Below are 22886 nucleotides of genomic sequence, written 5' to 3' on the forward strand. Positions count from 1 at the left end.
ACAATCTGTTTTTGGAGTTCCTCCTTAGTTCAGTCGGTAGAACGGCGGACTGTTAATCCGTATGTCGCTGGTTCAAGTCCAGTAGGAGGAGCCAAAACAACCCCATCAAGAATCAGCCTCGAGCTGATTTTTTCGTTTCTGCGCCCTGCAAAATTCTTTTCCACTCATTAATCCTTACATAACCATCCTTTAAAAGCCTTGTATACAAAGCCCTTAAGCCGTTTTGTATCCGCTCTAAGCAAGCAACTAATAACTTTCGTCCAAAGCTATTACTTAACAGCTGTTCTCGCCTCTCCTAAATTCCAAGCCATTATTTGCCTGAGACGTATAGATAGGATTGGCGGCTCATGTTTGCTTTGAGGGTAGGTATTTTGTGTGTATGCCTAAAACAAAACAGGCCGCTTAGGCGACCAGTTTTGCTTGTGTATGCTTATTTGCTTGTGAATGGCATGCTTAATTGCCCTGCTAGTACTCTTTGCCGGCGCGGCGCAGCATTCTGCGGCGAGCATAGTAGATAGCAGTAGCAATAGCACCTAAGAAGGCAAGTGCAGCCTGGAAGAAGAAAGCAGTGTCTAAGGTGCCAGTTTGATTGAATAAGTAGCCTGCCATGATAGGAACTGCAGTCATACCAATGGCAAACATCGACTGGAAGATACTAAGCGCAGTAGAGCGACGATACGCCTCAATCTGACTAATGGCCTCAGCAGAGCACCAGGAGAACACCATACCGCCAGTAGAGCCAAGCAGAACTTGAATTGGAATGAGCATGTATACATTCTCAAGGCTAACCATCAAGATGCAGTACATGGCCATGCAAATCTGCGATAAGGTCATTAAGATACCTGGGCCTATACGTAGTGCAATTCTGGTTGAGGAGAGGAAGCATGAGGCTGCGTATGATCCAGTCATGGTCATAGTCATGATGCCAATCTGCCAAGGAGCTGCACCTAAGGAGTTGGCCACCTCATTGGAAAAAGACATGGCTGTGCCCATTAAAATGCCTTGCTGTATCACCGCGATGACAGAGAAGAACCATAGGCGCTTGTTCTTAACAACCTCAAGAAGATTACGTACTTTAGGCTTTACCTTATTAGGCTCATCTTTTTCTTTAAGGGTAATGGCTACTAAGGTTGCACTACTACCGCCAATTACTGAGAGCAGGCACATCATGAACATACCAAAGTGTTCATATAAGGTAGCAGAGGCAAAGAATCCGAGTAAGATGCCAATGTTGCATGCGGCCAGCACATAGCCCATGCCTCTGGCTAAATTATCTTTAGTCAGGTTCTTAGTGTGGAAGAGAATAAAGCACATCCAGCCTGAGCAGGCAAAGCCGGAAATGATGTTGGCAATCAAGAAACCAACGCCATCAGGCCTATATAAACGTATAACTGAAGCAAGAGCTGCAGTAAAACAGCTAAAGACAATCAGCGGTTTATACATGCCAATTCTGTCGGAGAAAATGCCGACAAACAGTCGTGTAAAGAAAGGTACAGCGCCGTAGAAGCCTACTACCATGCCCACAAAATCAGCACTGACCTTCTGTGCAAGTAGGTATGGGGTTTGATATGGGACGTAGATGTACTGTGTGAACCAGAAAAGACTGATCACAACCAAGATGCGAGCGGTTTGACTCATCTTAATTCAACTCACTAAGAGCTATATTAATAAGCTGCTTTAAGGCAGCAAGCCATGGTTATCTGGCGCTTATATATGGGATTTAAGATCGCATGAGTGCACTTTACTAATGCCCATATCTAAACTTACGAACCTCAAAGTAAGGCGTATTATACGCCTCCAAGATAAATAGCATAGTACCAAAAGGTTAACTTGGAAAACCATTTGGCATAGGTGTAAGAACTTAGATCTAGGATAGATTAATAGTGCTTTACATACCTGCTGATCGCTTGTTAAAGCATTATGGCTGAACTTTTGGGCAAGTTAAACTGAACGTTACTGTCTGGCAAGTAAAACGGAGCCTTACTGTTTGACAAGTCACACTGAACTTTACTGTTGGGCAAGTAAAACTGAGCCTTACTGTTTGACAAGTCACACTGAACGCTACTTGCAGCAATTGTGTGGGAATGGGAATTTTACAGGCGGCACAAATGAAAAAAGCCACTGCATGAGTGGCCTTTTTCCCGTGTTAGGGTGGGGAGCTCTCGCGAGCTTCCCTTGGTTGGAAATGGGTTCTTGTATGCTCAGCCGCGTTGTGGGCGAGTCTCATACGGGGCCATCAGACAATATACTGTTGGGGTTGCTGTCTGAGGCGGTTACTAACAAATGGTTCGTTATGAGGCCTTACAAGACCTCGGGTTAGTACTTTAAGTCCTTGAAAGTTGGAGCAAATGGCTCAACTGAGCCTGGGGTTATATCCAACTTTTTGAGGCTACATTAGTTGGCAGTATCTAAAACTGCAGTGCCTCGGGTGAGTGCAAAAAGTGTGTAGCAGTAGCGCTTGTTAGCTAATACAGCCCAGGGTTATGCTCTACTGCATAAGGCCTTACGGGGCCTCGGGTTACTAACTTAAACCTTTGTAGCAGAATCGTTGGCTCAACTGAGCCTGGGGTGGTTATTTCTGCTGTTTAGTAACGAACAAAAGTCCTTTGAGTTGTCAGATGCAAGAGTTTTCCTACAATCTCTTGCTAGTTCTGGGAATAGGGGGCGCTGTAGCCATGCCTCTCAAAGGCTTTTGTTATGAAAGTGAATCTGCAAATGCCCGTCGGTTACTCGTGTTTCTCTTTGTACTTGACTAACTGACGATCAACTTTGTCGATTAAGGCATCGATGGCTGCATACATGCTCTCATCCTCAGCTTCGGCATGCAGTGTACCGCCAGAAACGTTGAGGTCTGCTTTAGCGATTTGCTGGAGCTTCTCAACTGTCAGGGTAACAGCAATGGAAGTGATAACATCGCCTTTACGCTCGAGTTTGGTGAACTTCTCTGTAACATAGTCATGAAGAGCGTCTGTGACTTTAAGTCCTACACCTTGGATGTTAATCTGCATATATCTGATCCTTAACCCAACCTAGTTGGATACCGAGAGTGTGGCCGACGTCCACCGCCGTTACTGTACTATTGGTACTACGCAGTCCCAAAATAATCAATCCATAGCAGTATCAAGTAAAAGACTACGTATAACAGTGGTTCCTACTGCAAAGAAGCTAAAGAGGTTCTGTCAGAACAATTCGATAGCTGGTTACTTAACTTGACTCCCGTAGTCGCAAAACTGTTCAAAAGGAAAATATAGTCAGCGACGGTGTCAAATTAAGGGGAAGGGCTCGTCGAGGGCCCGTAAGAGAGTTGCATGACAACCTTTGATTTCATATTAACTAAATCAAAGCCTTATGGGGTCTTAAACTTAGCAAATCTTAGATGCAGATCCCGAAATGGTCTTTACGCTTTTTTCTAGGGCATGGACAAGCCTTAGGAAAACGCAGCAATCAAAAGTCATATATAAGCCAAAGACAAAAATATATGTGATCCTTGATTGATCCTGTGGTGATCTTGGTATTAATACCATCTTGTGATCTTTTGGGGCGACTTTCACTCAAATGATCCAAAGATGTTGTGGTGATCTTTTTAGTCTAGATGGGGTGCATGAGTTAAAACTCATGAGGCAGGGTATTATGCCCAAATTCTTTTTGGGGGCTATGTCCAAATTCTCTTTGGGGTTTATGCCCAAAGTAGTTTTGGGCATAGGCCCCAAAGTGCTCGTTTTTAGCTGACAATGGGGCGATGGGGAGTTGTAGTGGCGTTTCGTCTCGTGTTTCGTTTCGTCTCGTTAGTGCCGCTTTGAGTGGCGATGGTTTATACAAGACGCTTACGCTGTGAGGAAGAGCCGATACCAATAGACTCGCGGTATTTAGCGATGGTACGGCGAGCCACACAATAGCCCTTTTCTTTAAGCAGCACGGCGATCTGATTATCAGAGTATGGTCTGCGTGGATTTTCCTTTGAGATGAGTGATTTGATCTCTGCACGTATTGCAGTTGAAGAGGCTGTACCGCCACTTTCGGTGCTAACGTGAGAAGAGAAGAAGTACTTAAGCTCAAAGGTACCACGAGAGGTAAACAGATACTTTTCAGTAGTCACACGTGAGATAGTTGACTCATGCATCTCAACTTCGCGAGCGATGTCGTTAAGCACTAAAGGCTCCATACGACTCTCACCATGATCTAAGAAGGCTTTCTGATGCTGAATGATGCATTTTGAAACCTTGAGCAAGGTGTCGTTACGCTTAGCGATACTTTGAATAAACCAATTGGCCTCTTGCAGGTTGCTCTTGAAGAACTCTTTTTCACGCTCGTTGCGTGCATAGCAAGAGAGGGCTTTGTACTGTTCATTTAAACGCACGCGTGGCAGTGAGTCAGGATTAAGGACAACATCGTAATTGCCATTTTCATCTTTAACGACTAAGACATCAGGAATGATGAAATCTGACTTTTGCTTAACTGCAGTATTACCAGGGCGTGGGTTTAATGAAACGATGATCTCAATAACTTTCTTTAAGAGATCTTCTTTGATGCTTAACTGATTGCACAAGCCACGATAGTCATGGTTTGAGAGCATGTCGAGGTACTGAGAGACTACTAACTCAGCAAACAAGACCTCTTGGCTTACATTGGTCTGCATCATTTCACGAATCTGAATGAGCAGACACTCTTGTACAGTACGAGAGGCTACGCCTAATGGATCAAAGTGCTGTACGAGTTTTAGCACAATGGCCACATCTTCTTCTGTGGTATCTGGATAACGGCCGATAACTACAGAGACGATGTCCTCAAGGGATTCAGTTAAATAACCTGAGTCATCTACAGCATCAATAATAGCCTCGGCAATCTCACGATCGCGACCACGGATCTGAGAGCAGTTAAGCTGCCAAGTAAGGTGATCTCGTAAATCCTCTTCGGTTTCACCCTCATAGACAGTGTTAAGGCCAGTAATGCCGTTTTTAGAGCGTGACTTAGCAGAGACACTATCATCTCTAGCTAATGTATCGTGGTTAGATAAAGTCGAGATGGCACCAGGGTCCATCGCTGCTTCAGTTAATCTATCTGGCAGGGCAGTATTAGAAAGTGCATCATCTGCAGCTGAGAGATCAACATCTGACTCGCGATAGTCAGAGCCATAATCAAGATATTCTTGGCTAGCCTTGGATCCAGTTAGATCATAGTCTGAGTAGTCATCTTCACTACGTGAGCGAGAGTAGTCGGCGCGTGACTCACTATCTTTACCAATGAGCTCACCAGCAGAGGCAACTTCGTTGTGCTCGTTGTAGCCAGACATATCAATGTCCGCACCTTGGTAAGAGGCGTCATTACTAAATGGATCAAAGATCTCGCTATCATTGGCACGACGCTCGTTTTCTGCCATTTCGTCAAGCGAGTCCACATTAGAGTTAGCGATAGACTCATCAATCTCTAAAAGTGGATTTTTTTCGATAGTAAGCTGAATCTCCTGACGCAGATCTAGAGTCGACAATTGCAGCAGACGAATTGCTTGCTGCAGCTGTGGAGTCATAGTTAAGGTCTGTGTCTGGACTGCTCTCATTTGCAGAGATGTTTTCAAGCCAGCCATGAAAGTTTTCCTATAAAGAGAAATTCTTACCGAGGTACACTTCTTGTACCTTCTTGTTTTCAAGCACCTCTTGTGCGCTACCCTTAGCGATAATCTCGCCTGCATTTACGATGTAGGCTTTGGAGCATACATCAAGAGTTTCACGCACATTATGATCAGTGATCAATACACCGATATCTCTATTTTTAAGGTGAGTGATGATGTCCTTAATGTCAGAAATGGAGATTGGGTCAACTCCAGCAAAAGGCTCATCTAACAAGATAAATTTAGGGTTGGCAGCGAGTGCGCGGGCGATTTCTACGCGACGACGTTCACCACCAGAGAGAGCCATGCCAGCACTTTTAGCAATGTGCTCAATATGGAACTCCTCAATAAGCTCGTTGAGTCTATTTTGGCGCTCGTGCTTGTTAAGCTGCTTTTGCAGTTCAAGCACACTCATGATGTTTTCTTCTACAGTTAGCTTTCTGAAAATGGAGTTTTCCTGAGGCAGGTAGCCAAGTCCTGCTAATGCACGCTTGTGCATTGGTAAGTGGGTAATGTCCTGATCATCGATCATGACATTGCCATTTTCAGTGGAGATAATGCCCACAATGATATAGAACGAGGTGGTTTTACCTGCGCCATTTGGGCCTAAAAGACCAACAATAGAACCGCTCTCGATGGAGAGGCTTACATCATTTACAACCACGCGTCCTTTATAGGTTTTCTTAAGGTGGTTGGCCTGTAAAAGACTCATCTTGTTACCTGTTTATTGCCACGGTTAATACCGCTGCTTAATTAAAGCTCTATTCATGCAGTTGAGGGGTATAGCCAAATGGACATGTCTACCTTTGTTACAACTACTAAGATAAAAGAGCTTAAAAACTTTAACTCCAAAAACTAAGAGAAAACTTAGTCATGCAAACTGCTTTAAATTCCTAAGCTCGCTATTAGGAGTTTGCTTGGATCTTTGCTAGTTTTTTAATCCTGTAGCCACGTAAATTTCGTGTTTACAGATCTCAAGATCTAGCAAATTTAGATGCTGTTATAAGCTAGCATCTATTTTTTTACTTGTTATCTTTCTTGAAGTCAGCTGGCACAAAAGTACTCGATACTCGACCGCCTTGGCTGTTGTTGTTCACAGCACGCAGCTTTTGTGAGTTAATGTTGTACTCGATACGCTCGCCGGTCATCTTTGACTCACCTTGCCAGACTACAGCACGACCTTGCAGTATGATGCTAGTCTTTTGAGGGTAGTAGCTTAAAGTGCGGGCACGAGCCTTGATGTATTTGCCGTTATCTTGCTGTTGTTGGAAGTTAACTGGAGAACCATAGGCGATGATAGACTCTAAGTCACCATTTTCATTTCTGATGATCTCTACTTTATCAGCGGTGAGCTTAATAGAGCCTTGAGTTGCTTCTACATCACCAGAGAACACGATCTTGTTTGCCTGAAGATCAGCGCTTTGCTCAACTGATTGAACGTTGATTGACTGCTTACTATCTGTAGATAACGCATATGCATTATTGAAAGCTACAAGAGCTGCAGATGTAATCAGTATCTTACGGATTGTAGACCACATGAGGCTTGTCCTTGATTACTATGGTTTTCTTGTTCAGATCGATAACGTAATTTGATCCTGTGTTAGTAAACTTAGTGCCTTCGATACTCAGCTGCTGTTTAGAGCTGATGATCTTATTTTTAATGTCAAAGTGCACGCTCTTAGTACTAACTTGTTTGATCTCTGAGGTGTCTACATCTAAAGGACTAACGGTGACATTGCCTCGTAAATCGGCATAGTTGTCATGCACCATCACGCCCTCTTTAGCCTTGATCCTCCAGCCATTTTTGGCTGAGCCATCGTCGTTTTTATCGTAGAAAACACCATCAATACCAGTGACTTCTAAGAGCTTTTTGTTTTCATGGTATTTAAGCTCATCTGTTGTCATGGAATGGGTTATATGTCCGTCTTGATCGTAGAGCTCAGCTTTTAAGCCTTTAGAAACAAAGGTTGGGTAGAGATTGGAGATCTCTTCGTTGCTCAGTCTGCCTTTCAAGCCAGAGAAGTGATACAACAGAGCTGCTAAAACAGTCAGCATTGCAGCAATGATGATCGATCTTAAAGTAACGCCCATTAAGAATTACTTCCCATTAAATGCCAAAATCTTTGATAGCTAATACCACTCAAGGCGAGCCTACATCATTATTCTTAACTAGCAACGATTAGCCTATATAGGCTAAATCACAACAGCTAGCCAAGATAAAAACAGCGCTATGTTTAATTGAGGCAGCCTTGAAAACAGTCAAACATTCTAGCCTATTTATTCTAAAAATTGGCCCAAAATTTGCCGTGCAGGCCGCAAATTTGATCAAACTTGTGCTCATGCGCAAATATCAGTACAACTCGTCTTACAAAAGTAAGCAATATGATTGTTAATTAGCCTACGATTTAGTGTATTAGCATAATTACTGCACTATTTTGACCCATCAAATCTAGACAGGTTTGTAAAGTTAAATAGTTTAGACAGGGAAAATTAGGAAGGGCACTGCATGCCTTTAGGCACACAAGGAAAATTTAAGGCTGCACTCTTTGCTTAGATAGCAAAACAGTTGTGTGAATAGACTCAAGACGTGATTCAACCTAAACATGAGGTTGCCTCATGTTTAGGATAGATGAGTGGATTTTTGAGAGCTGTTGGTAGTGGAGTGATTGAAGTTTGTAAAGTTATTGAAGTTTGGGTCTTTATTGCGCACCCGGCTTGAAGCTAATTCCTTCCTTGGCTACTAAAGGACGGCCATCAGCGGTAATCTTGCCTTGAACCATCATAATGAGATCGCAAAACTCACGTGCAGCACCACGACCACCATCTAATGTAAGGACAATGGTAGCGATCTTCTTCATGTAGTGATAACCATCGTTAGGACATGCAGAAACAGCAGCGTTCTCAAAGAGCGGGATATCGTTGACATCATCGCCCATGACAGCTACTTCATCCTTAGAAAGATTAAGCTTCTCTAAGAGTTCTTCTAAGGCTACCTTTTTATCGGCGATACCTTGTATAACGTGCTCTATTTTGATCTCTTTGGCGCGACGCTGAGTAAGAGGAGAGTCACGTCCTGTGATAAGAGCCGTATGGATACCGGCATAGTGCAATAAGGCTATGCCCATGCCATCCTTACCATTGAATTTCTTAAGCTCGTTTTCCTGTCTATCTAAGTAAATACCACCATCAGTAATGGTGCCATCTACATCAAATACCACGAGCTTGATCTTACTGAGCTTATGAGCAACCTCAGCGCTTAAGTCCTGATAGAAGGTATGGAATACACTCTCAGTTAAACTCATACTGTCCCCTTAGAACTATGCTTGCTTATATGATTCCGGCGCGAAGCATATCGTGCATATTAAAAGCACCGATGATCTTATTGTCTTGATCTGTAACAATCATGGCGCTGATCTTCTTATCTTGCATGATGGCTAAAGCATCTGCAGCAAGACATTCAGCCTTAACACTAATACCGCCGTGGGTCATTACCTTGCTTAAATCGTCTTTTACAGAAAACTCTTTTTCTAAGGTGCGACGCAGATCGCCATCGGTGTACACGCCTACAAAGTGATTGTCTGCATCAGCTACAGCAACAATGCCGAGGTTTTTAGCAGTCATCTCTAAAAGAGCATCTTTGATAGTGACCTTATCTGAGCATAAAGGAATTTCATTGCCTGTATGCATGATGTCTTGGCAACGAACGAGGAGCTTTCTGCCTAAAGCACCGCCAGGGTGAGACATAGCAAAATCACGCTCGGTAAAGCCGCGAGCCTCTAAAAGGGCAATGGCTAGAGCATCACCAATGGCAAGCTCTGCTGTAGAACTTGAGGTTGGGGCTAGATTAAGCGGACAAGCTTCTTTGCTTACATGGGCGCTAAGAGCCACATCAGAGGCCTTAGCTAAAGAAGACTCTAAATTGCCAGAAATGGAGATCAGAGGAATTTTGCGGCGGCGCAGTAGCGGGATCATGATCTTAAGCTCGGTACCTTCGCCGGAGTTGGAGATAGCAATAACTACATCCTGATCTCCGATCATGCCTAAGTCGCCGTGAGCTGCCTCGCCGGCTTGAACAAAGAAAGCTTGCGTGCCTGTTGATGCCATGGTGGAGGCGATCTTGGTGGCAATATGACCTGATTTACCTACGCCAGTTAAGACTACCTTACCTTTGCATTTTAATAAGATGTCACATGCACGAGCAAAGTCTTCATTGATAGAAGGGACTAACTCAAGGATTGCTGCAGCTTCTTCTTGTAAAACGCGCTTGCCTGCTTGAATACATGTCTCGTGTAACATCTTTGTCTCCTAGGCATATATATGGTGATGATCCATAGCCTATAGTTATCGCTTCATAACGAACAGATTAGCAAAAAGTTTGTGCATTTAAGGTGCACAGTGCATCTTATTGATAGTCTTGTTCAGGTTATATTCTATGGTTTAGCCTTTGCACAGCAAAAGTTACATAATATAACGACTTTGCTAAGTTCTATCAGGGTTTTATTTGTTAAGCTCATGTTAACGATGAGCTTTGCAATGAGCATAACATTATAGCTGCATTTGATGCATACAGACATTAATCTAAGCTTTGCCTTTAGCATAAGTATAATTAGTAGCACAATATGCGCTCCCTGTATGGCAAGCTACATAAGTCTGTTCGTCCGTTTTATTAAACGTCAAAGAACAGCAGCTGACTGTGGTTTTGTCATAAAAATACAGGCAGTTTAAACCAAGCTTATTAAAGCCATCGCATGCTCTTAAACAAAGAGCGTGAGATTGCACATGTTAGCTAATTTAAAGCCATAACCTTAAGCACTCATCAAACAAGATTGCCTTGGTTTATAGATGAAAAGACGCTTAAAGATTAACGAATTTAGCTAACAAATTTAGGTGTTGTTCGTTGTTTCTATCTACTTGCCTTTATTCAGGTAAGCGCATCATGCTGTGTTAGAATCAGCGCACATTTTACCTGTTAAGGGTGTCCATGATGAGTATACAAAACTCGGATCTGCCTAAGACGACCAGTAATTGTGGTCAAGATGCTGCCTCTACTTGCAAGGCTCCTTCAGATAGCCTCGTTAAGGTAGAGAATGTATCGTTCTCTTATGCTGGCAGACAAATTTATAAGGGCATGACCCTGGATATTCCTCGAGGCAAGATCACAGCAATTTTAGGCCCATCAGGCACTGGTAAAACTACGCTCTTAAGATTAATTGGCGCACAGTTAACACCAGATGAAGGCCAGATCTTGTTTGACGGTATCAATATCCATAAGTTACCACGTAAAGAGCTTTACGATCTGCGCAAACGCATGAGCATGCTCTTTCAAAGTGGTGCTTTGTTTACCGATTTAAACGTCTTTGAGAATGTTGCTTTCCCTCTGCGTGAGCATACCAAGCTTCCTGAGGTCTTAATTCATGATCTTGTGATGATGAAGCTTGAGGCTGTAGGTCTAAGAGGTGCAGCTTACTTCTCGCCAAATGAACTCTCTGGTGGCATGGCACGTCGTGCTGCACTAGCGCGCTCCATTGCACTTGATCCTGAACTCATCATGTACGATGAGCCTTTCGTAGGTCAGGATCCTATTACTATGGCGGTCTTAGTAAAACTCATTGCCGACATTAATGAGTACTTAGGCGTTACCTCTATCATCGTTACCCATGATGTTGCTGAGGTGCTCTCTATTGCCCATCAGGTCTACATTGTGGCTGATGGTCATGTGATTGGTTCTGGTACTCCAGATGAAGTGCGCAATAGTTCAGATCCAAAGGTCGTGCAGTTTATTAATGGCGATTACGACGGTCCTTATGCATTCCGCCTCAAGGCAGAGCGTGACTATCTGGAGGATCTGTAATGTTTGATTTTATTGGCAGGATCGGACGTTATACCACCGGTAAGATTACTTCACTTGGCCGTTCGACTTTGATGCTCTACCATGCGCTCGTGGGTAGACCAGACTTTGGTAAGCATTTTCCGCTTCTCATTAAGCAAATCTATTTTGTTGGTGTGCAGTCTGTCATCATCATTTTGGTCTCAGGTCTGTTCATCGGCATGGTGCTTGGTCTTCAGGGTTTTAACATCCTTAAAGACTTCATGGCTACAGGTTCTTTAGGCCCATTAGTAGCTCTGGCTATCATTCGTGAGCTTGGCCCTGTGGTTACTGCACTGCTTTTTGCTGGACGTGCAGGCTCTGCACTGACAGCAGAAATTGGTCAGCTTAAAGCATCTGAGCAGCTTTCATCTATGGAGATGATGGCTGTAGATCCGTTAAGACGCATCATCTCACCTCGCTTTTGGGCAGGTGTGATCTCTATGCCTTTACTCTCTGTCCTCTTCTGCTTAGTAGGCATCTACGGCGGTAAGTTGGTAGGTGTCGATTGGCTAGGCTTAGATGACGGCATTTACTGGTCAGGCATGCAGGCTTCAGTTGATTTTGTCGACGACATTGGCTGCATGTTCATCAAGGCAGTGATTTTCTCTATTGCCTGCGTATGGATTGCTTTATTTAACGGTTATGACTCTAAGCCTACCTCAGAGGGTATTTCTGCAGCTACTACTGCTACTGTAGTTCAGTCATCCCTAGCTATCTTAGGCTTAGATTTTGTGCTGACAGCACTGATGTTTTAACGGATTTTTACGCTGAGGCCCGCAGTAGCTAAAAGAGTTTAGAGATATGGTTTCTCCCTCTTATATAGGCACCACAAGCTGCGGTGAATTTTTATGAAGTTTAGCAAAATTGAGTTTGGCGTCGGATTGTTTATGGTGGTCGGCATCGTTGCTGCCGTAATCATGTCCTTAAAGGTTGCAGGCTTAGTATTAGATAGTTCTTCTAATACCTACACTGTATCAGCCCGTTTTGACAATATCGGCTCTTTAAAGTTACGCGCCCCTGTACGTATTGGTGGTGTAGTAATTGGCCGCGTCGATAAGATCTACTTAGATCAAGAAGATCTGCTACCAGTGGTTGAAATGTCCATTGAGTCTCGTTACGACAAGCTCTCTTCAGACTCTAAGGTATCCATCTTAACCTCAGGCATTATTGGTGAGCAGTACATTGCACTGACTCCAGGCTTTTATGATGAGGACTTAGGTTCAACTTATCTTAAGAACGGTGATGAGATCATGGATACCGGTTCAGCCGTTATCTTAGAAGATCTTATCTCTAAGTTCCTGTACAACAGCTCTGTTGCTGACTCAGCTGAGAAAGACAAGCAAGCCTCAAAGAGCAAGGCTGATGACATCGAAACTCACGACGTTGATGTCTCAGAGATTGATCTTGGTAAAGAAGAGGCTCAGAAGATGGTGCAACTGCAGACTACTCAGCAGTTAGCCCAGTAGCAAGCTAGCTGCTAGCAAGCAACCGTTTAAGCAATCAGCAAGCTAAGTAAGCACATTTACACAAAGATACGCATGTGCGTTTTAATTGCCAAGTGCCTCTTACTAGCTGTGCTGTAAGAATCAAGAAAGAGCCTAGCTTTCAGGCTCTTTTATGCATAACGATACATTGATGTTGCTGAGGCTTTAAAAAGCCCACAAGATCAATGAAAGCGGCCGCAGTAAGCATATTGCGGTCAAACTAAAGTAAGGGTGATCAAATGAGAAAAATGTTATTAGCCTGTGTAATGATGTGCGCATCATTATTCACAGTATCCTTTGCCTCAGCTGCACAAGTTGATATGAAAGATCCTTTCAAGATGATGACTGAGGTTGCAGATCAGGCTTTCAATAAGCTGCAGCAGAACAAGGATAAAGTTAGCGATGCTGCTTTTAGAAAGGACTTAGTACGTAATGATCTGCTTCCTTATGTAGATACTCGTTACGCTGCTTACAAAGTAATGGGCACCTACGCAAAGAAGGCCTCTGCTGCGGATCGTGATGCATTTAGCAACGCTTTTGCTGAGTACATCGTTTCTTCATTTGCAGATGCTTTAGCTTTATACAAGAACCAGGATTTAGTTGCACCAGAGTACAAGAAGGTATCTGCTGATGCTACTCAGGTAAATGTTAAGTTCTTAATTCGTGAAGCTGGCAAGAAAGATCTTGAGCTCATCTTCAAGCTCCGTAAGAACTCCAAGACTTCTGAGTGGCGTGCTTACGACTTAGTATCTGAGGGTATTTCCATGCTTTCAGCTAAGGAGAGCGAGTTAAACCCACTTATCCGTGAGCGCGGTGTTAAGGGTGTTGCTGACCTTATTAACAAGCACAATGCCTCTGGCAGCACTGAAGCAATCAAGTAATCTTGCGTTAAGGTGAGATCTATGAATCCTGATTTAACTAGACTGACCCATGTTGAGGTAGCCAAGCTCTGGCAAAGACGTGATGAGATCTTTGTTCTTAGTGAAGCTGAACTTAAGGATAATCAGGCGATCGACTCATCTGGCATTGCCTTTTTAGTTCAGTGGGCTAAAAGTAAAGACAACCACAAGCTCACCTTACGTCATCCATCAAGCACCGTGCGTGCTTTAGTCAAGACATTCCATCTTGAACCACTCTTTGAGATGGCTGACGATTAAATACTGATATTAAGAAGCATTGCCTATCTTTTATCAAAGGCCCTGACCTAAACCGTCAGGGCTTTTTCATTTAATCAGCGCCCGCGCCTATCTTTTAGATGCCAACTCATGCTACAAAGCATCCCTACCACGCTAGATGCTGTACTCATTGACGCAGCATAGCTGCTATACCGAGAGGTGGCATCGCTGCCACGTTAGATGCTGTACTCATTGGGCCAGCTAAGTGCTATGCAAGAAAGAGCCATCTTTGAGGCAATATAGCTATTGTGTGGTGCAGTGGTAGTTGATTATTGGCAATGTTTGTCATTTGAATCGCATAAACATCGATATTGTTCTATTATTGGCACGCAAATTTAGGTACTTACGAGCAGGTGGCTTACTAAAGTGTAGCGTTAGACAATAGGTCTACTATGGTTTAGCTTAGGATGCTGCAACATAAGGATTTAATCACATGACAAAACAAGATAGCCCAAAGAGCGAGGCTCAGGGGCATGCAGATCCAAGTGTAGTGCAAAAGATCGAGGCTCAATTAAACGAGCGTGGCAGTTACGTGCGACTGCAGCGTCTTATGTATTACATCCGTCTAAACATTTTGGCTGTGGCTATCTCTACAGGTGTAAGCACTTATTTTCTCTTTCACTATGTAGAGTTCTTAGCCCCGATCAAATACCCGCTCAAAAACTTCTTTGACTCAATCGTGCCTGGCCTTATCTTTATGCTATTGTTCCTTGCCTTTAGCAAGGTTGAAATATCCAAGATGAAGCCTCGTCGCTGGCATATCATTTTGGTCATTATTCAAATAGGCATTCCAGCGCTAACCGCATTTTACATAGCCTCTAATCCAAGCACCTCAATTAGGCTTGAGCTTGAGGGTTTCTTGGTGTGCGTGATTACCCCAACAGCCGCTGCTGCAGCTGTAATTACTGGCAAGCTTGGTGGTGATGAGAGCTCCTTAACTACTTATACCCTGCTTAGCAACTTAGGAGCGGCTATCGGCATTCCGCTTATCTTCCCTCTCATCTCTCCAGCAGCCCAAGGCGGTTTTATTGAGGAATTTTCTAAGATCATGATGCGCACTTTCCCGCTCATCGTGATGCCATTAGTACTTGCTCAGTTCCTGCGTTATTGTGTAAAGCCAGTAAATCGTTTTATCGCCACTAAGCTCAAGGAGTTTAACTTCTACTTATGGGCTTTTACTTTAAGTACGATTTCAGCTACTGCATGCTCTAATTTAATGAATTCTCCTGAAGATGGCATGACTTTAACCATGCTCGCAGTGGTCGGCTTAGTTGCTACTGCTTTACAATTTGCTTTGGGCAAACTGATTGGTCACTTAGAGGGGCAGCGTATTAGTGCTGGTCAAGGTTTAGGTCAAAAGAACATGGTCTTTGGTATTTGGATCGCCATTGCCTACTTAAGCCCTGCCTCATCTATTGCTCCAGGCTGTTATATCTTGTGGCAGAACGTGGTTAATTCCTGGCAGCTGTGGTATCGCGAAAGACAAAAAGTTAAGTATTTCGATAAGCAGTAGCTACAAGCTTTATGATCTAGAAAAAAAGAAAAGGAGAACATTCGTTCTCCTTTTCTTTTTCTAAAACTTAAGCACCACGTTGCTCACATACGGCTATTAACCCATATCAGCAGCAGTTACCTTGTCGATAGCCATGGCAAGTTTAGCGGCTGCATCGGCTGCATTTTCATTGGAGAAAATGTCAGCTGGGCAGATGTTGAAGTTCTTATCCTGCTGTAAAGGCAGCAGAGCAAGAGCAATGGAGTTGCTCTTTAAGGATGGACCCCATTTGTCTTTGAACAGATCAACCTTAAGCTCTACCATCTCGTAGTTATCACGAGTGTTATCGTCGGCATTATCTAAAAAATGCTCAACAAAACGAGGGTGGCACCAGATTGGGAGGAAAGTGTGGTAGGTGAACTCATCATCACCCTCAACAGGCTCGTCCTCAAACATTAAAGGCATGCCCTCATCACCCTTCTCTTTGAGGATGTAGACCACGTTTTGCTCTTGGCAGTTCTTAAGACAGAAGAACTGACGGTAATCATCGTCCAACTCGAGGACGGCGTTATACATTTGTTCGGTAAGTTCCATTATAAGTATCCTTCTAAATGCCTGCCGCCAAACGAGCTTAAGGCGTGCTGATAATGAATAGTTATATGTGTAAGCTTATAGCGCTTTGCACATTAGCAATTGAACAATTATAGCCCACAGTAGCGATCTTAGACATATATCGAATCAGATGCTCTGTCAAACTAACCATATGCATCTGTAATGCAACGACGTCTATTAATGCTGAGGGGCTATATAGTTTAGGCAAGCTTACTAGGCGTCTTGGGAGCTCTTGCTCTTGCGACGGGTTTTAGGCTTGCTAGGCTTATCCTCCTCCTCAGTAGAGCCAAAGAGCGCGTCTGCTGCTGATTTGTGCAGTTCCTCAGGAGACATTATTACAGCATTTTCCTCATTAGCTTCGTCCTCTGCTTTTTTAGTGGACTTGGCCTTAGCCTTTGGCTTGGCTTTTGGCTTAGCACGAGTCTTTTTAGTAGTAGAGGTGCTATCGGTACTATCTACTTTGGTATTGGACTCATCTGTTGTGGTGCCTTGAGTAAGGATGTTGCCTTGTGCGTCGATAGATCCTGCCTTAAGCAAGATTGGCTTTAAGAATTGGCCGGTAAAGGAGGCATCGTTAAGTGCAATCTGCTCAGGGGTGCCGGTAGCAATGATTTGTCCGCCGCCACTGCCGCCTTCTGGACCAAGATCGATGATGTAGTCAGCACACTTAATCACATCTAAGTTGTGCTCAATGACTACAACAGTATTGCCATCATCTCTCAGGCGCATGAGCATATCTAAGAGCTGTTTTACATCATGGAAATGTAAACCAGTGGTAGGCTCATCTAAAACATACAGGGTGTTCTTTGTAGATACCTTTGATAACTCTTTGGCAAGCTTAATACGCTGTGCTTCACCACCAGAGAAGGTAAGTGCTGATTGACCTAAGGTAATGTATGACAGACCCACATCCATAAGAGCCTGGAGTTTACGACGGATCTTAGGTACAGCCTCGAAGAAGGTTAGAGCCTCTTCTACTGTCATATCTAAGACCTCTGATATGTTCTTGCCTTTGTAGTGAATATCTAAAGTTTCACGGTTATAGCGCTTACCTTTGCATTGTTCACATTGCACATACACATCAGGTAAGAAGTGCATCTCAACTCTAATGGTGCCATCACCTTGGCAAGCCTCACAACGACCACCTTTAACGTTAAAGGAGAAACGGCCAGGGGTATAACCACGGGCACGTGACTCTGGAGTCATAGCAAAGAGCTCACGAATACCGGTAAAGAGATCGATATAAGTAGCAGGGTTAGAGCGTGGGGTTCTGCCAATTGGACTTTGGTCAATACAAATGAGCTTATCAAAGAGCTCAACACCCTCAACTTTCTGGCAGTCAAAGGCCTGATCGACACGGATGGTCTCGCCACCTTTCATGTGTGATGAAACGACTGGAACTAAAGTGTCATTTACTAAGGTGGACTTGCCTGATCCTGAGACACCGGTTACTGCGATAAAGCAGCCAGCTGGGAATGAGGCTGTGACATTCTTAAGATTGTTGCCCTTGCAGCCAGACAAGCGTAAAAAGCCATGACCGCTATGACGCACTGTAGGCAGTGCAATTTGCTTACGACCCGTGAGGTAATCTGCAGTTAAGGACTGCTCACATTTCATGATCTCTTCAGGTGAGCCCATGGTCACGATGTTACCGCCGTGAACTCCTGCACCTGGTCCAATATCTACAATGTAGTCAGCTTGTCGTATCGCATCTTCATCATGCTCAACCACAATCACGCTATTACCAAGATCACGGAGTCTTGCTAAGGCATCTAAGAGGCGTTGATTATCTCGTTGATGTAAACCAATACTTGGCTCATCGAGAACATACATCACGCCTACTAGGCCAGCACCGATTTGGCTAGCTAAACGGATACGTTGAGCCTCTCCACCTGAGAGGGTATCGGCTGATCGAGATAGATTTAAATAACCAAGACCCACGTTCTTTAAGAACATGAGGCGTTCGCGTACTTCTTTTAAGATACGCTCAGCGATTGTGGAGTCTTGCTCACCTAAACTTAAGCTCGAGAAAAACTCATAAGAGTCGCTAATGGACATGTCGTTGATTTGTGGGAGAGATTTGCCTCCAACAAAGACATGGCAGTATTCATGTTTTAAACGAGCACCATGACATTCAGGGCATACTTTGGTGCTCATGAGGTTTTGTAACTGTGCCTGATAAGACTCAGAGTCGCTTTCTTTAGCCTGGCGCTCAAAGTATCCAATCACACCCATAAAGCTGCGATCAGAGTCCTTTTTGGTATCTGCATTGCCATAAAGCACAATCTCTTGTTCTTTGCGGCTGAGATCTTTAAACGGCTTATAGATGTCGATGCCTGCCTCATCGCAAGCAGGGACTAACAGACGATAAAAGCTCCATGAGCGTTTATCCCACAGAGCAATCGCACCCTCTTCAATAGACTTATTAGGATCAGGCACGACACGTTCTTCTGAAAAGACCATTTGCTTGCCCAAGCCATCACATTTAGGGCATGCGCCATGGGGGCTGTTAAACGAGAAGTTACGTGGCTCAAGCTCAGGGATGGAGTAGCCGCACTCAGGACAAGAGTATGACGATGATAAGATGATCTCTTCATCCTTAGTGTGCTCATCCATAGGCACTAACATGGCAAGGCCATCGGCAGTTTTAAGAGCAGTTTCAAAAGACTCAGCCAGACGTTGCTTGATATCTGCCTTAACTTTGAAACGGTCAACCACCACTTCAATGTGGTGTTTGATATGAAGTTGTAGATCGGGTGGATCGCTTAAATCGCAAATCTCACCGTCTACACGAGCACGGATAAAGCCTTGAGAGGCAAGCTCAGCAAAAAGCTGCTTATACTCACCCTTACGTCCTCTAACTACAGGAGCAAGGATCATAAGTTTAGTACCCTCTGCATAAGCGAGGGTTTGATCAACCATTTGTGAGACAGTTTGCGCTTTGAGTTCAATACCGTGCTCTGGACATACTGCTATACCAATACGAGCAAATAGAAGACGCAGATAGTCATGGATTTCAGTGACAGTGCCTACAGTTGAGCGCGGATTACGTGAGGTGGATTTTTGCTCAATGGAGATCGCAGGAGAGAGGCCTTCAATACTATCCACATCAGGCTTATCCATAAGCTGCAGGAACTGACGGGCATAGGCCGACAAAGACTCAACATAGCGTCTTTGGCCTTCGGCATACAAAGTATCAAAGGCTAAAGAAGACTTGCCTGATCCTGAAAGACCTGTAATCACGCACATCTTATCGCGTGGAAGGGTCAAGTTGATGTTCTTGAGATTATGCGTGCGAGCACCGCGAATGACTATCTTATCCATGGAAACTTATATCGTTCGTCTGCAAGTAAGTCTACTGCTACCGTACTAGGCGCGCTATTTTTTGAGCGGGCGCTGTTGTAGTTAATGGTGCAGTAATGACAGTGCATCAATATATCTCAACATCGCGCTAAAAGATCGTAAAGCGAGGATTAAGAGGAAAAAACTCACTGATTACTGATTGTTTGAATGTCTTAATTTAGCGATGTGATAGTGCATTACGATGAGCTAGTAAGACATAAAGATATGAGGGCGATGGGTTATAGAAAGGCGATTAGAACGCGGCTAAATTTTCTTTATGCACAAGAAAGTATTTCTGTGTGCTTTTCGGTTAATATGATGAGCGTTAATTACTTCTCAAGTGAAAGTCTTACTTTGTTCTCTTTTTAAAGACTTGGTTGGCTTTGCTTAGAAGCAACGGCTTTTGCAAGTATCACTCCCCGTTTGTGGCGCTAAGTGCAGTAATTAACAAATGATCCCAGCAAAAGGCTGCTAAATATTGAGGCAGGGACATGGGATGAAGATTGGTTTAAACGCAAGAGAAGCTAGAGCGCCTCTTATGTAGATGTAATTTATGCATGTACTCTTGAGTGTGTCTTAGAGGCTGTGAGCGTAAGTATGTAGAGAAAAGTATGGCAAGAACGGTAAATAGCGTTACCTTATTGGGCATCATTGCTGATGAGCCTGTGGTACGTGAGTTTAGTTATAACTCTAAGGTTGCCAATGTAACTTTAGTCACTCACGAAAGCACTCGCAATGCCCAGACAGGTCAATGGGATGATGTTCCTGAATGGCACAGAGTCGTTGCTTGGGGACATCTTGCGGATTTAATGGCTAAATACGTTCACAAAGGCTCCAAGCTCTATGTCGAGGGTCGTCTGAGAACTCGTTCTTATACCGACAGTGCTGGAGTGAAAAGAAAGACTACCGAAATTGTAGCTTCCGAGGTTATCTTAAGTGACTCACGCAAAGGCCGTGATCAAGAGGGTAACGTACAAACAGAAAACTTCTCAGCTTATCCATCACCAGATGCCAATTACTTTTCAGGTGACAATGGCACCAATTCTACATTTGCACAAGCTGAGCAAAGCTATGGTAATAATCTCAAGCCTGTAGGTTTTAACGAGGCCTTTAATTCTCAAGCAGAGCCAGCGTTTTCTAAGCAACAGACTCAAGATACATTTGATGCACCGTATGCAAAATCTAATGAGCCAAGCCATGAGCTTGCATCAAGTGGTAGTGCACCTGCTCAAGTATCACCTCAAGTAGCACAAGACGAGTCAGATGATGATCTGCCGTTCTAAAGGGCAATAGGACAGTTTCACAAGGCATATCTCCAACTAAATTGCTTTTAAGTGTTGGGGTAGGTGTCAACAACAGTTTACCGCGTGGCTTACACGGCTAAGCCACGTTAGAGGGGCTATCAAGCTTAATCTTGTATACCCATGATTCCCATGTTTTTATACAGCGCTAACACAGACATAAGACATGTGTGCAACATGAAAAGTGGGAGAAATAGGATTTTTTACAATAGAGCGATGAGCAAGCGTAGTGCTTGTTAACATCTCTTTAGCGTACTGATTAGAGAAATAAAAATGGCAAGGACAGTTAATCGCGTTACTTTATTAGGCTACATCGCTGATGAGCCTGTTATCCGTACTGTTGGTGGCGACAATAAGGTTGCTAATGTGACCTTAGTAACCAACGAAAGCACCCGCAACCAGCAGACCGGACAGTGGGAAGAAGTTCCTGAGTGGCACCGTGTAGTAGCCTGGGGTCGTCTTGCCGACGTAATCGGTAACTACGTACACAAGGGCTCTAAGCTCTATGTTGAGGGTCGTTTAAGAACTCAGTCCTACACTGATAACTCTGGTATCAAGAGAAAGTCTACTGAAATCATTGCCTCTGAGGTTATCTTCGGTGATTCTCGTGGCGGTAACTCTGGTGATTACCAAGGTGGCAATCGCGGCGGTTACCAAAGCGGTGGCTACAATAACGGTGGCGATTATCAAGGTGGTGGTCGTGGTAATTACAACAATGGTTACCAAGGCGGTGGCTACAATAATGGTGGTGATTACCAAGGTGGTAATCGTGGTGGCCAGAACAATAACTTTGGCTCTTTCCCACAAGGTGGTCGCGGCGGTTTCCCAAATGATACTGGCAATAATGGCAATAGCTTCCCAGGTGGCTCTAATGGTGGTTATGGCGAGTGGGGTAACAATGCCCAGGGTGCAGCTCCTCAGATGGCAGCACCTCAAGCTCCTTCATACCAATCTATTGGCCAGGGCATGAATGCTCAAGCAGTCGCTCCAGGTGCTGATAGCAGCTATAACTCACCATATGGTTCAAGCGCAGCTCCATCTGCATCTCCATATGGCGATGCTCCAGCAGCCCCATCTGCTCCAATGTCTTCTCCTGCCCCAGCAGCTCCTGTACCACCAGTTGATAATGATACTGACGACGAAGTACCGTTCTAAAAAAATCGATGGATTAGCTAAGTTAGCCTGCAACTAGAGTCATCTAGCTTAAAAGGCCTAGCTAGTCTCAGAGACTTTGTAATCAAGAGGCTATACCTATTTACATGGGTATGGCCTTTTGATTTGTTAATTGCATTAAGTTACGACCTGTTGCGTTTAAAAGCTAAGTTATACAAATGGCATTAGAATGAGCAGTTGCTCTTATTTGTTAGCTTGATGCATTTAACCAGATGAAGTTTCAATTAAGGGCGATATGGATAATTTTTCTTCTAATCCAAAGACAGAGTCAAGTGCATTTATGTGGCTTAATTTACTCAAAAATACTTACGTTTTATCTGATGGTGATAGTTCTTTGTCATCAGCATCGTGAACTTATGGATCAAATTAGCAAAAAATCGCGGTTCTACGGTAATTATCGACTGCACAAATAATGCGATGTGCTATACTTTACAACCGTGCAATAAAGGTTAATTTGATTGAGATTAAGGCGTTTTGCTCGCAAAATATGAGTAAATGCTGAAGATTTTGTTCAAATTTACGAACTTTTGCAGATTGTGGCTGTCTAGTAATCAACGTGCCTTATATATTTGTGACGATTGATTGAGAGTCAGTGTAGCTTAGCTCATAAGACTTTTTAGATTACATTCCATATCTGCGGCACTCAAAATTTGCACTTAAGTTAACTCTTTGGTGTGTGAAAGAATTTTAAGCATAAGACAGCTCAAAGAGGCTTGTGACGACTAGTTAAGTCACTAAAGAGCCCTTAGAGTGAAGCTCGACTTAGGCTCATGTCTTATCGCTTCTATGGCCATCAGAGCTAGTAGCACTACGTATGCTCATTTGCCTTTCAA

The 22886-nt window shown here is 43.8% G+C and carries 17 protein-coding genes, 1 tRNA gene and 1 pseudogene; 9 read left to right on the forward strand and 10 right to left on the reverse strand.

From position 1 onward, the window contains the following. Nucleotides 1-18: 18 nt before the first annotated feature. A tRNA-Asn gene (locus RDO37_RS01855) sits at nt 19-94 on the forward strand. 371 nt (nt 95-465) lie between these two features. On the opposite strand, the gene RDO37_RS01860 is transcribed toward RDO37_RS01855, so the two are convergent. The 8 genes from RDO37_RS01860 to RDO37_RS01895 form a co-directional block, all read right to left on the reverse strand. After that, complete coding sequence (locus RDO37_RS01860) at nt 466-1638, reverse strand: MFS transporter (protein WP_308497922.1); 1173 nt, start codon at nt 1636-1638, stop codon at nt 466-468. A 1088-nt stretch (nt 1639-2726) separates the two neighbouring features. Further along, nucleotides 2727-3008: a ribosome hibernation-promoting factor, HPF/YfiA family gene (gene hpf / locus RDO37_RS01865; RefSeq protein WP_027939321.1), complete on the reverse strand. Its 282-nt coding sequence runs from the start codon at nt 3006-3008 to the stop codon at nt 2727-2729. An 803-nt stretch (nt 3009-3811) separates the two neighbouring features. Continuing rightward, on the reverse strand, nt 3812-5581 hold the full coding sequence (rpoN, locus tag RDO37_RS01870) for an RNA polymerase factor sigma-54 (RefSeq protein ID WP_308497923.1): 1770 nt from the start codon (nt 5579-5581) through the stop codon (nt 3812-3814). A gap of 10 nt (nt 5582-5591) precedes the next feature. Beyond that, nucleotides 5592-6317, reverse strand: a complete 726-nt coding sequence (lptB, locus tag RDO37_RS01875; RefSeq protein ID WP_308497924.1) for an LPS export ABC transporter ATP-binding protein — start codon at nt 6315-6317, stop codon at nt 5592-5594. Between the two features lie 310 nt (nt 6318-6627). Continuing rightward, nucleotides 6628-7143: a lipopolysaccharide transport periplasmic protein LptA gene (gene lptA / locus RDO37_RS01880; RefSeq protein WP_273324927.1), complete on the reverse strand. Its 516-nt coding sequence runs from the start codon at nt 7141-7143 to the stop codon at nt 6628-6630. Beyond that, the gene (gene lptC / locus RDO37_RS01885) at nt 7124-7696 is read right to left on the reverse strand and encodes an LPS export ABC transporter periplasmic protein LptC (protein WP_273324924.1); all 573 of its coding nucleotides are present in this window, start codon (nt 7694-7696) and stop codon (nt 7124-7126) included. Before lptC ends, lptA begins: the two co-directional genes overlap by 20 nt. Before the next feature lie 608 nt (nt 7697-8304). After that, the gene (locus RDO37_RS01890) at nt 8305-8907 is read right to left on the reverse strand and encodes an HAD hydrolase family protein (RefSeq protein WP_308497925.1); all 603 of its coding nucleotides are present in this window, start codon (nt 8905-8907) and stop codon (nt 8305-8307) included. A gap of 25 nt (nt 8908-8932) precedes the next feature. After that, on the reverse strand, nt 8933-9901 hold the full coding sequence (locus RDO37_RS01895) for a KpsF/GutQ family sugar-phosphate isomerase (RefSeq protein WP_273324919.1): 969 nt from the start codon (nt 9899-9901) through the stop codon (nt 8933-8935). 688 nt (nt 9902-10589) lie between these two features. Here RDO37_RS01895 and RDO37_RS01900 point away from each other — a divergent pair. The 6 genes and pseudogenes from RDO37_RS01900 (at nt 10590) to RDO37_RS01925 (ending at nt 15646) form a co-directional block, all read left to right on the forward strand. Continuing rightward, on the forward strand, nt 10590-11456 hold the full coding sequence (locus RDO37_RS01900) for an ATP-binding cassette domain-containing protein (RefSeq protein WP_308497926.1): 867 nt from the start codon (nt 10590-10592) through the stop codon (nt 11454-11456). Then, nucleotides 11456-12229, forward strand: a complete 774-nt coding sequence (gene mlaE / locus RDO37_RS01905; protein ID WP_027939328.1) for a lipid asymmetry maintenance ABC transporter permease subunit MlaE — start codon at nt 11456-11458, stop codon at nt 12227-12229. The genes RDO37_RS01900 and mlaE overlap by 1 nt, the downstream gene beginning before the upstream one ends. A gap of 93 nt (nt 12230-12322) precedes the next feature. Next, nucleotides 12323-12787 (forward strand): annotated as a pseudogene (gene mlaD, locus RDO37_RS01910) (outer membrane lipid asymmetry maintenance protein MlaD); the annotation flags it as partial. A 410-nt stretch (nt 12788-13197) separates the two neighbouring features. Further along, on the forward strand, nt 13198-13839 hold the full coding sequence (locus RDO37_RS01915; protein WP_027939329.1) for an ABC transporter substrate-binding protein: 642 nt from the start codon (nt 13198-13200) through the stop codon (nt 13837-13839). Nucleotides 13840-13860: 21 nt separating this feature from the next. Beyond that, entirely contained in the window at nt 13861-14115 is a 255-nt protein-coding gene (locus tag RDO37_RS01920) for a lipid asymmetry maintenance protein MlaB (RefSeq protein ID WP_044121479.1), read from the forward strand. 451 nt (nt 14116-14566) lie between these two features. Further along, entirely contained in the window at nt 14567-15646 is a 1080-nt protein-coding gene (locus RDO37_RS01925; RefSeq protein WP_308497927.1) for a hypothetical protein, read from the forward strand. A 96-nt stretch (nt 15647-15742) separates the two neighbouring features. Here RDO37_RS01925 and RDO37_RS01930 read toward each other — a convergent pair whose 3' ends face one another. Both RDO37_RS01930 and uvrA read right to left on the reverse strand, forming a co-directional pair. Beyond that, nucleotides 15743-16219, reverse strand: coding sequence for a DUF2750 domain-containing protein (locus RDO37_RS01930; RefSeq protein WP_308497928.1), 477 nt, complete (start codon nt 16217-16219; stop codon nt 15743-15745). Nucleotides 16220-16450: 231 nt separating this feature from the next. Beyond that, nucleotides 16451-19561 (reverse strand): excinuclease ABC subunit UvrA, encoded by a 3111-nt coding sequence (uvrA, locus tag RDO37_RS01935; RefSeq protein ID WP_308497929.1) that lies wholly within the window; start codon nt 19559-19561, stop codon nt 16451-16453. A gap of 629 nt (nt 19562-20190) precedes the next feature. Here uvrA and RDO37_RS01940 point away from each other — a divergent pair. Both RDO37_RS01940 and RDO37_RS01945 read left to right on the forward strand, forming a co-directional pair. After that, nucleotides 20191-20862, forward strand: a complete 672-nt coding sequence (locus RDO37_RS01940) for a single-stranded DNA-binding protein (RefSeq protein ID WP_308497930.1) — start codon at nt 20191-20193, stop codon at nt 20860-20862. A 291-nt stretch (nt 20863-21153) separates the two neighbouring features. Then, nucleotides 21154-22035, forward strand: coding sequence for a single-stranded DNA-binding protein (locus tag RDO37_RS01945; RefSeq protein WP_308497931.1), 882 nt, complete (start codon nt 21154-21156; stop codon nt 22033-22035). The last annotated feature ends 851 nt before the right edge of the window (nt 22036-22886 follow it).

Source organism: uncultured Anaerobiospirillum sp. (assembly GCF_902485895.1).
Taxonomy (GTDB): Bacteria; Pseudomonadota; Gammaproteobacteria; order Enterobacterales; family Succinivibrionaceae; genus Anaerobiospirillum; species Anaerobiospirillum succiniciproducens.

Coding starts and splice junctions, on each gene's coding strand:
- RDO37_RS01940 (WP_308497930.1), top strand. CDS start 20,191: ATGGCAAGAACGGTAAATAGCGTTACCTTATTGGGCATCATTGCTGAT.
- lptB (WP_308497924.1), bottom strand. CDS start 6,317: ATGAGTCTTTTACAGGCCAACCACCTTAAGAAAACCTATAAAGGACGC.
- RDO37_RS01890 (WP_308497925.1), bottom strand. CDS start 8,907: ATGAGTTTAACTGAGAGTGTATTCCATACCTTCTATCAGGACTTAAGC.
- lptC (WP_273324924.1), bottom strand. CDS start 7,696: ATGGGCGTTACTTTAAGATCGATCATCATTGCTGCAATGCTGACTGTT.
- lptA (WP_273324927.1), bottom strand. CDS start 7,143: ATGTGGTCTACAATCCGTAAGATACTGATTACATCTGCAGCTCTTGTA.
- RDO37_RS01895 (WP_273324919.1), bottom strand. CDS start 9,901: ATGTTACACGAGACATGTATTCAAGCAGGCAAGCGCGTTTTACAAGAA.
- uvrA (WP_308497929.1), bottom strand. CDS start 19,561: ATGGATAAGATAGTCATTCGCGGTGCTCGCACGCATAATCTCAAGAAC.
- hpf (WP_027939321.1), bottom strand. CDS start 3,008: ATGCAGATTAACATCCAAGGTGTAGGACTTAAAGTCACAGACGCTCTT.
- RDO37_RS01930 (WP_308497928.1), bottom strand. CDS start 16,219: ATGGAACTTACCGAACAAATGTATAACGCCGTCCTCGAGTTGGACGAT.
- RDO37_RS01900 (WP_308497926.1), top strand. CDS start 10,590: ATGAGTATACAAAACTCGGATCTGCCTAAGACGACCAGTAATTGTGGT.
- RDO37_RS01945 (WP_308497931.1), top strand. CDS start 21,154: ATGGCAAGGACAGTTAATCGCGTTACTTTATTAGGCTACATCGCTGAT.
- RDO37_RS01860 (WP_308497922.1), bottom strand. CDS start 1,638: ATGAGTCAAACCGCTCGCATCTTGGTTGTGATCAGTCTTTTCTGGTTC.
- RDO37_RS01920 (WP_044121479.1), top strand. CDS start 13,861: ATGAATCCTGATTTAACTAGACTGACCCATGTTGAGGTAGCCAAGCTC.
- RDO37_RS01925 (WP_308497927.1), top strand. CDS start 14,567: ATGACAAAACAAGATAGCCCAAAGAGCGAGGCTCAGGGGCATGCAGAT.
- mlaE (WP_027939328.1), top strand. CDS start 11,456: ATGTTTGATTTTATTGGCAGGATCGGACGTTATACCACCGGTAAGATT.
- RDO37_RS01915 (WP_027939329.1), top strand. CDS start 13,198: ATGAGAAAAATGTTATTAGCCTGTGTAATGATGTGCGCATCATTATTC.
- rpoN (WP_308497923.1), bottom strand. CDS start 5,581: ATGGCTGGCTTGAAAACATCTCTGCAAATGAGAGCAGTCCAGACACAG.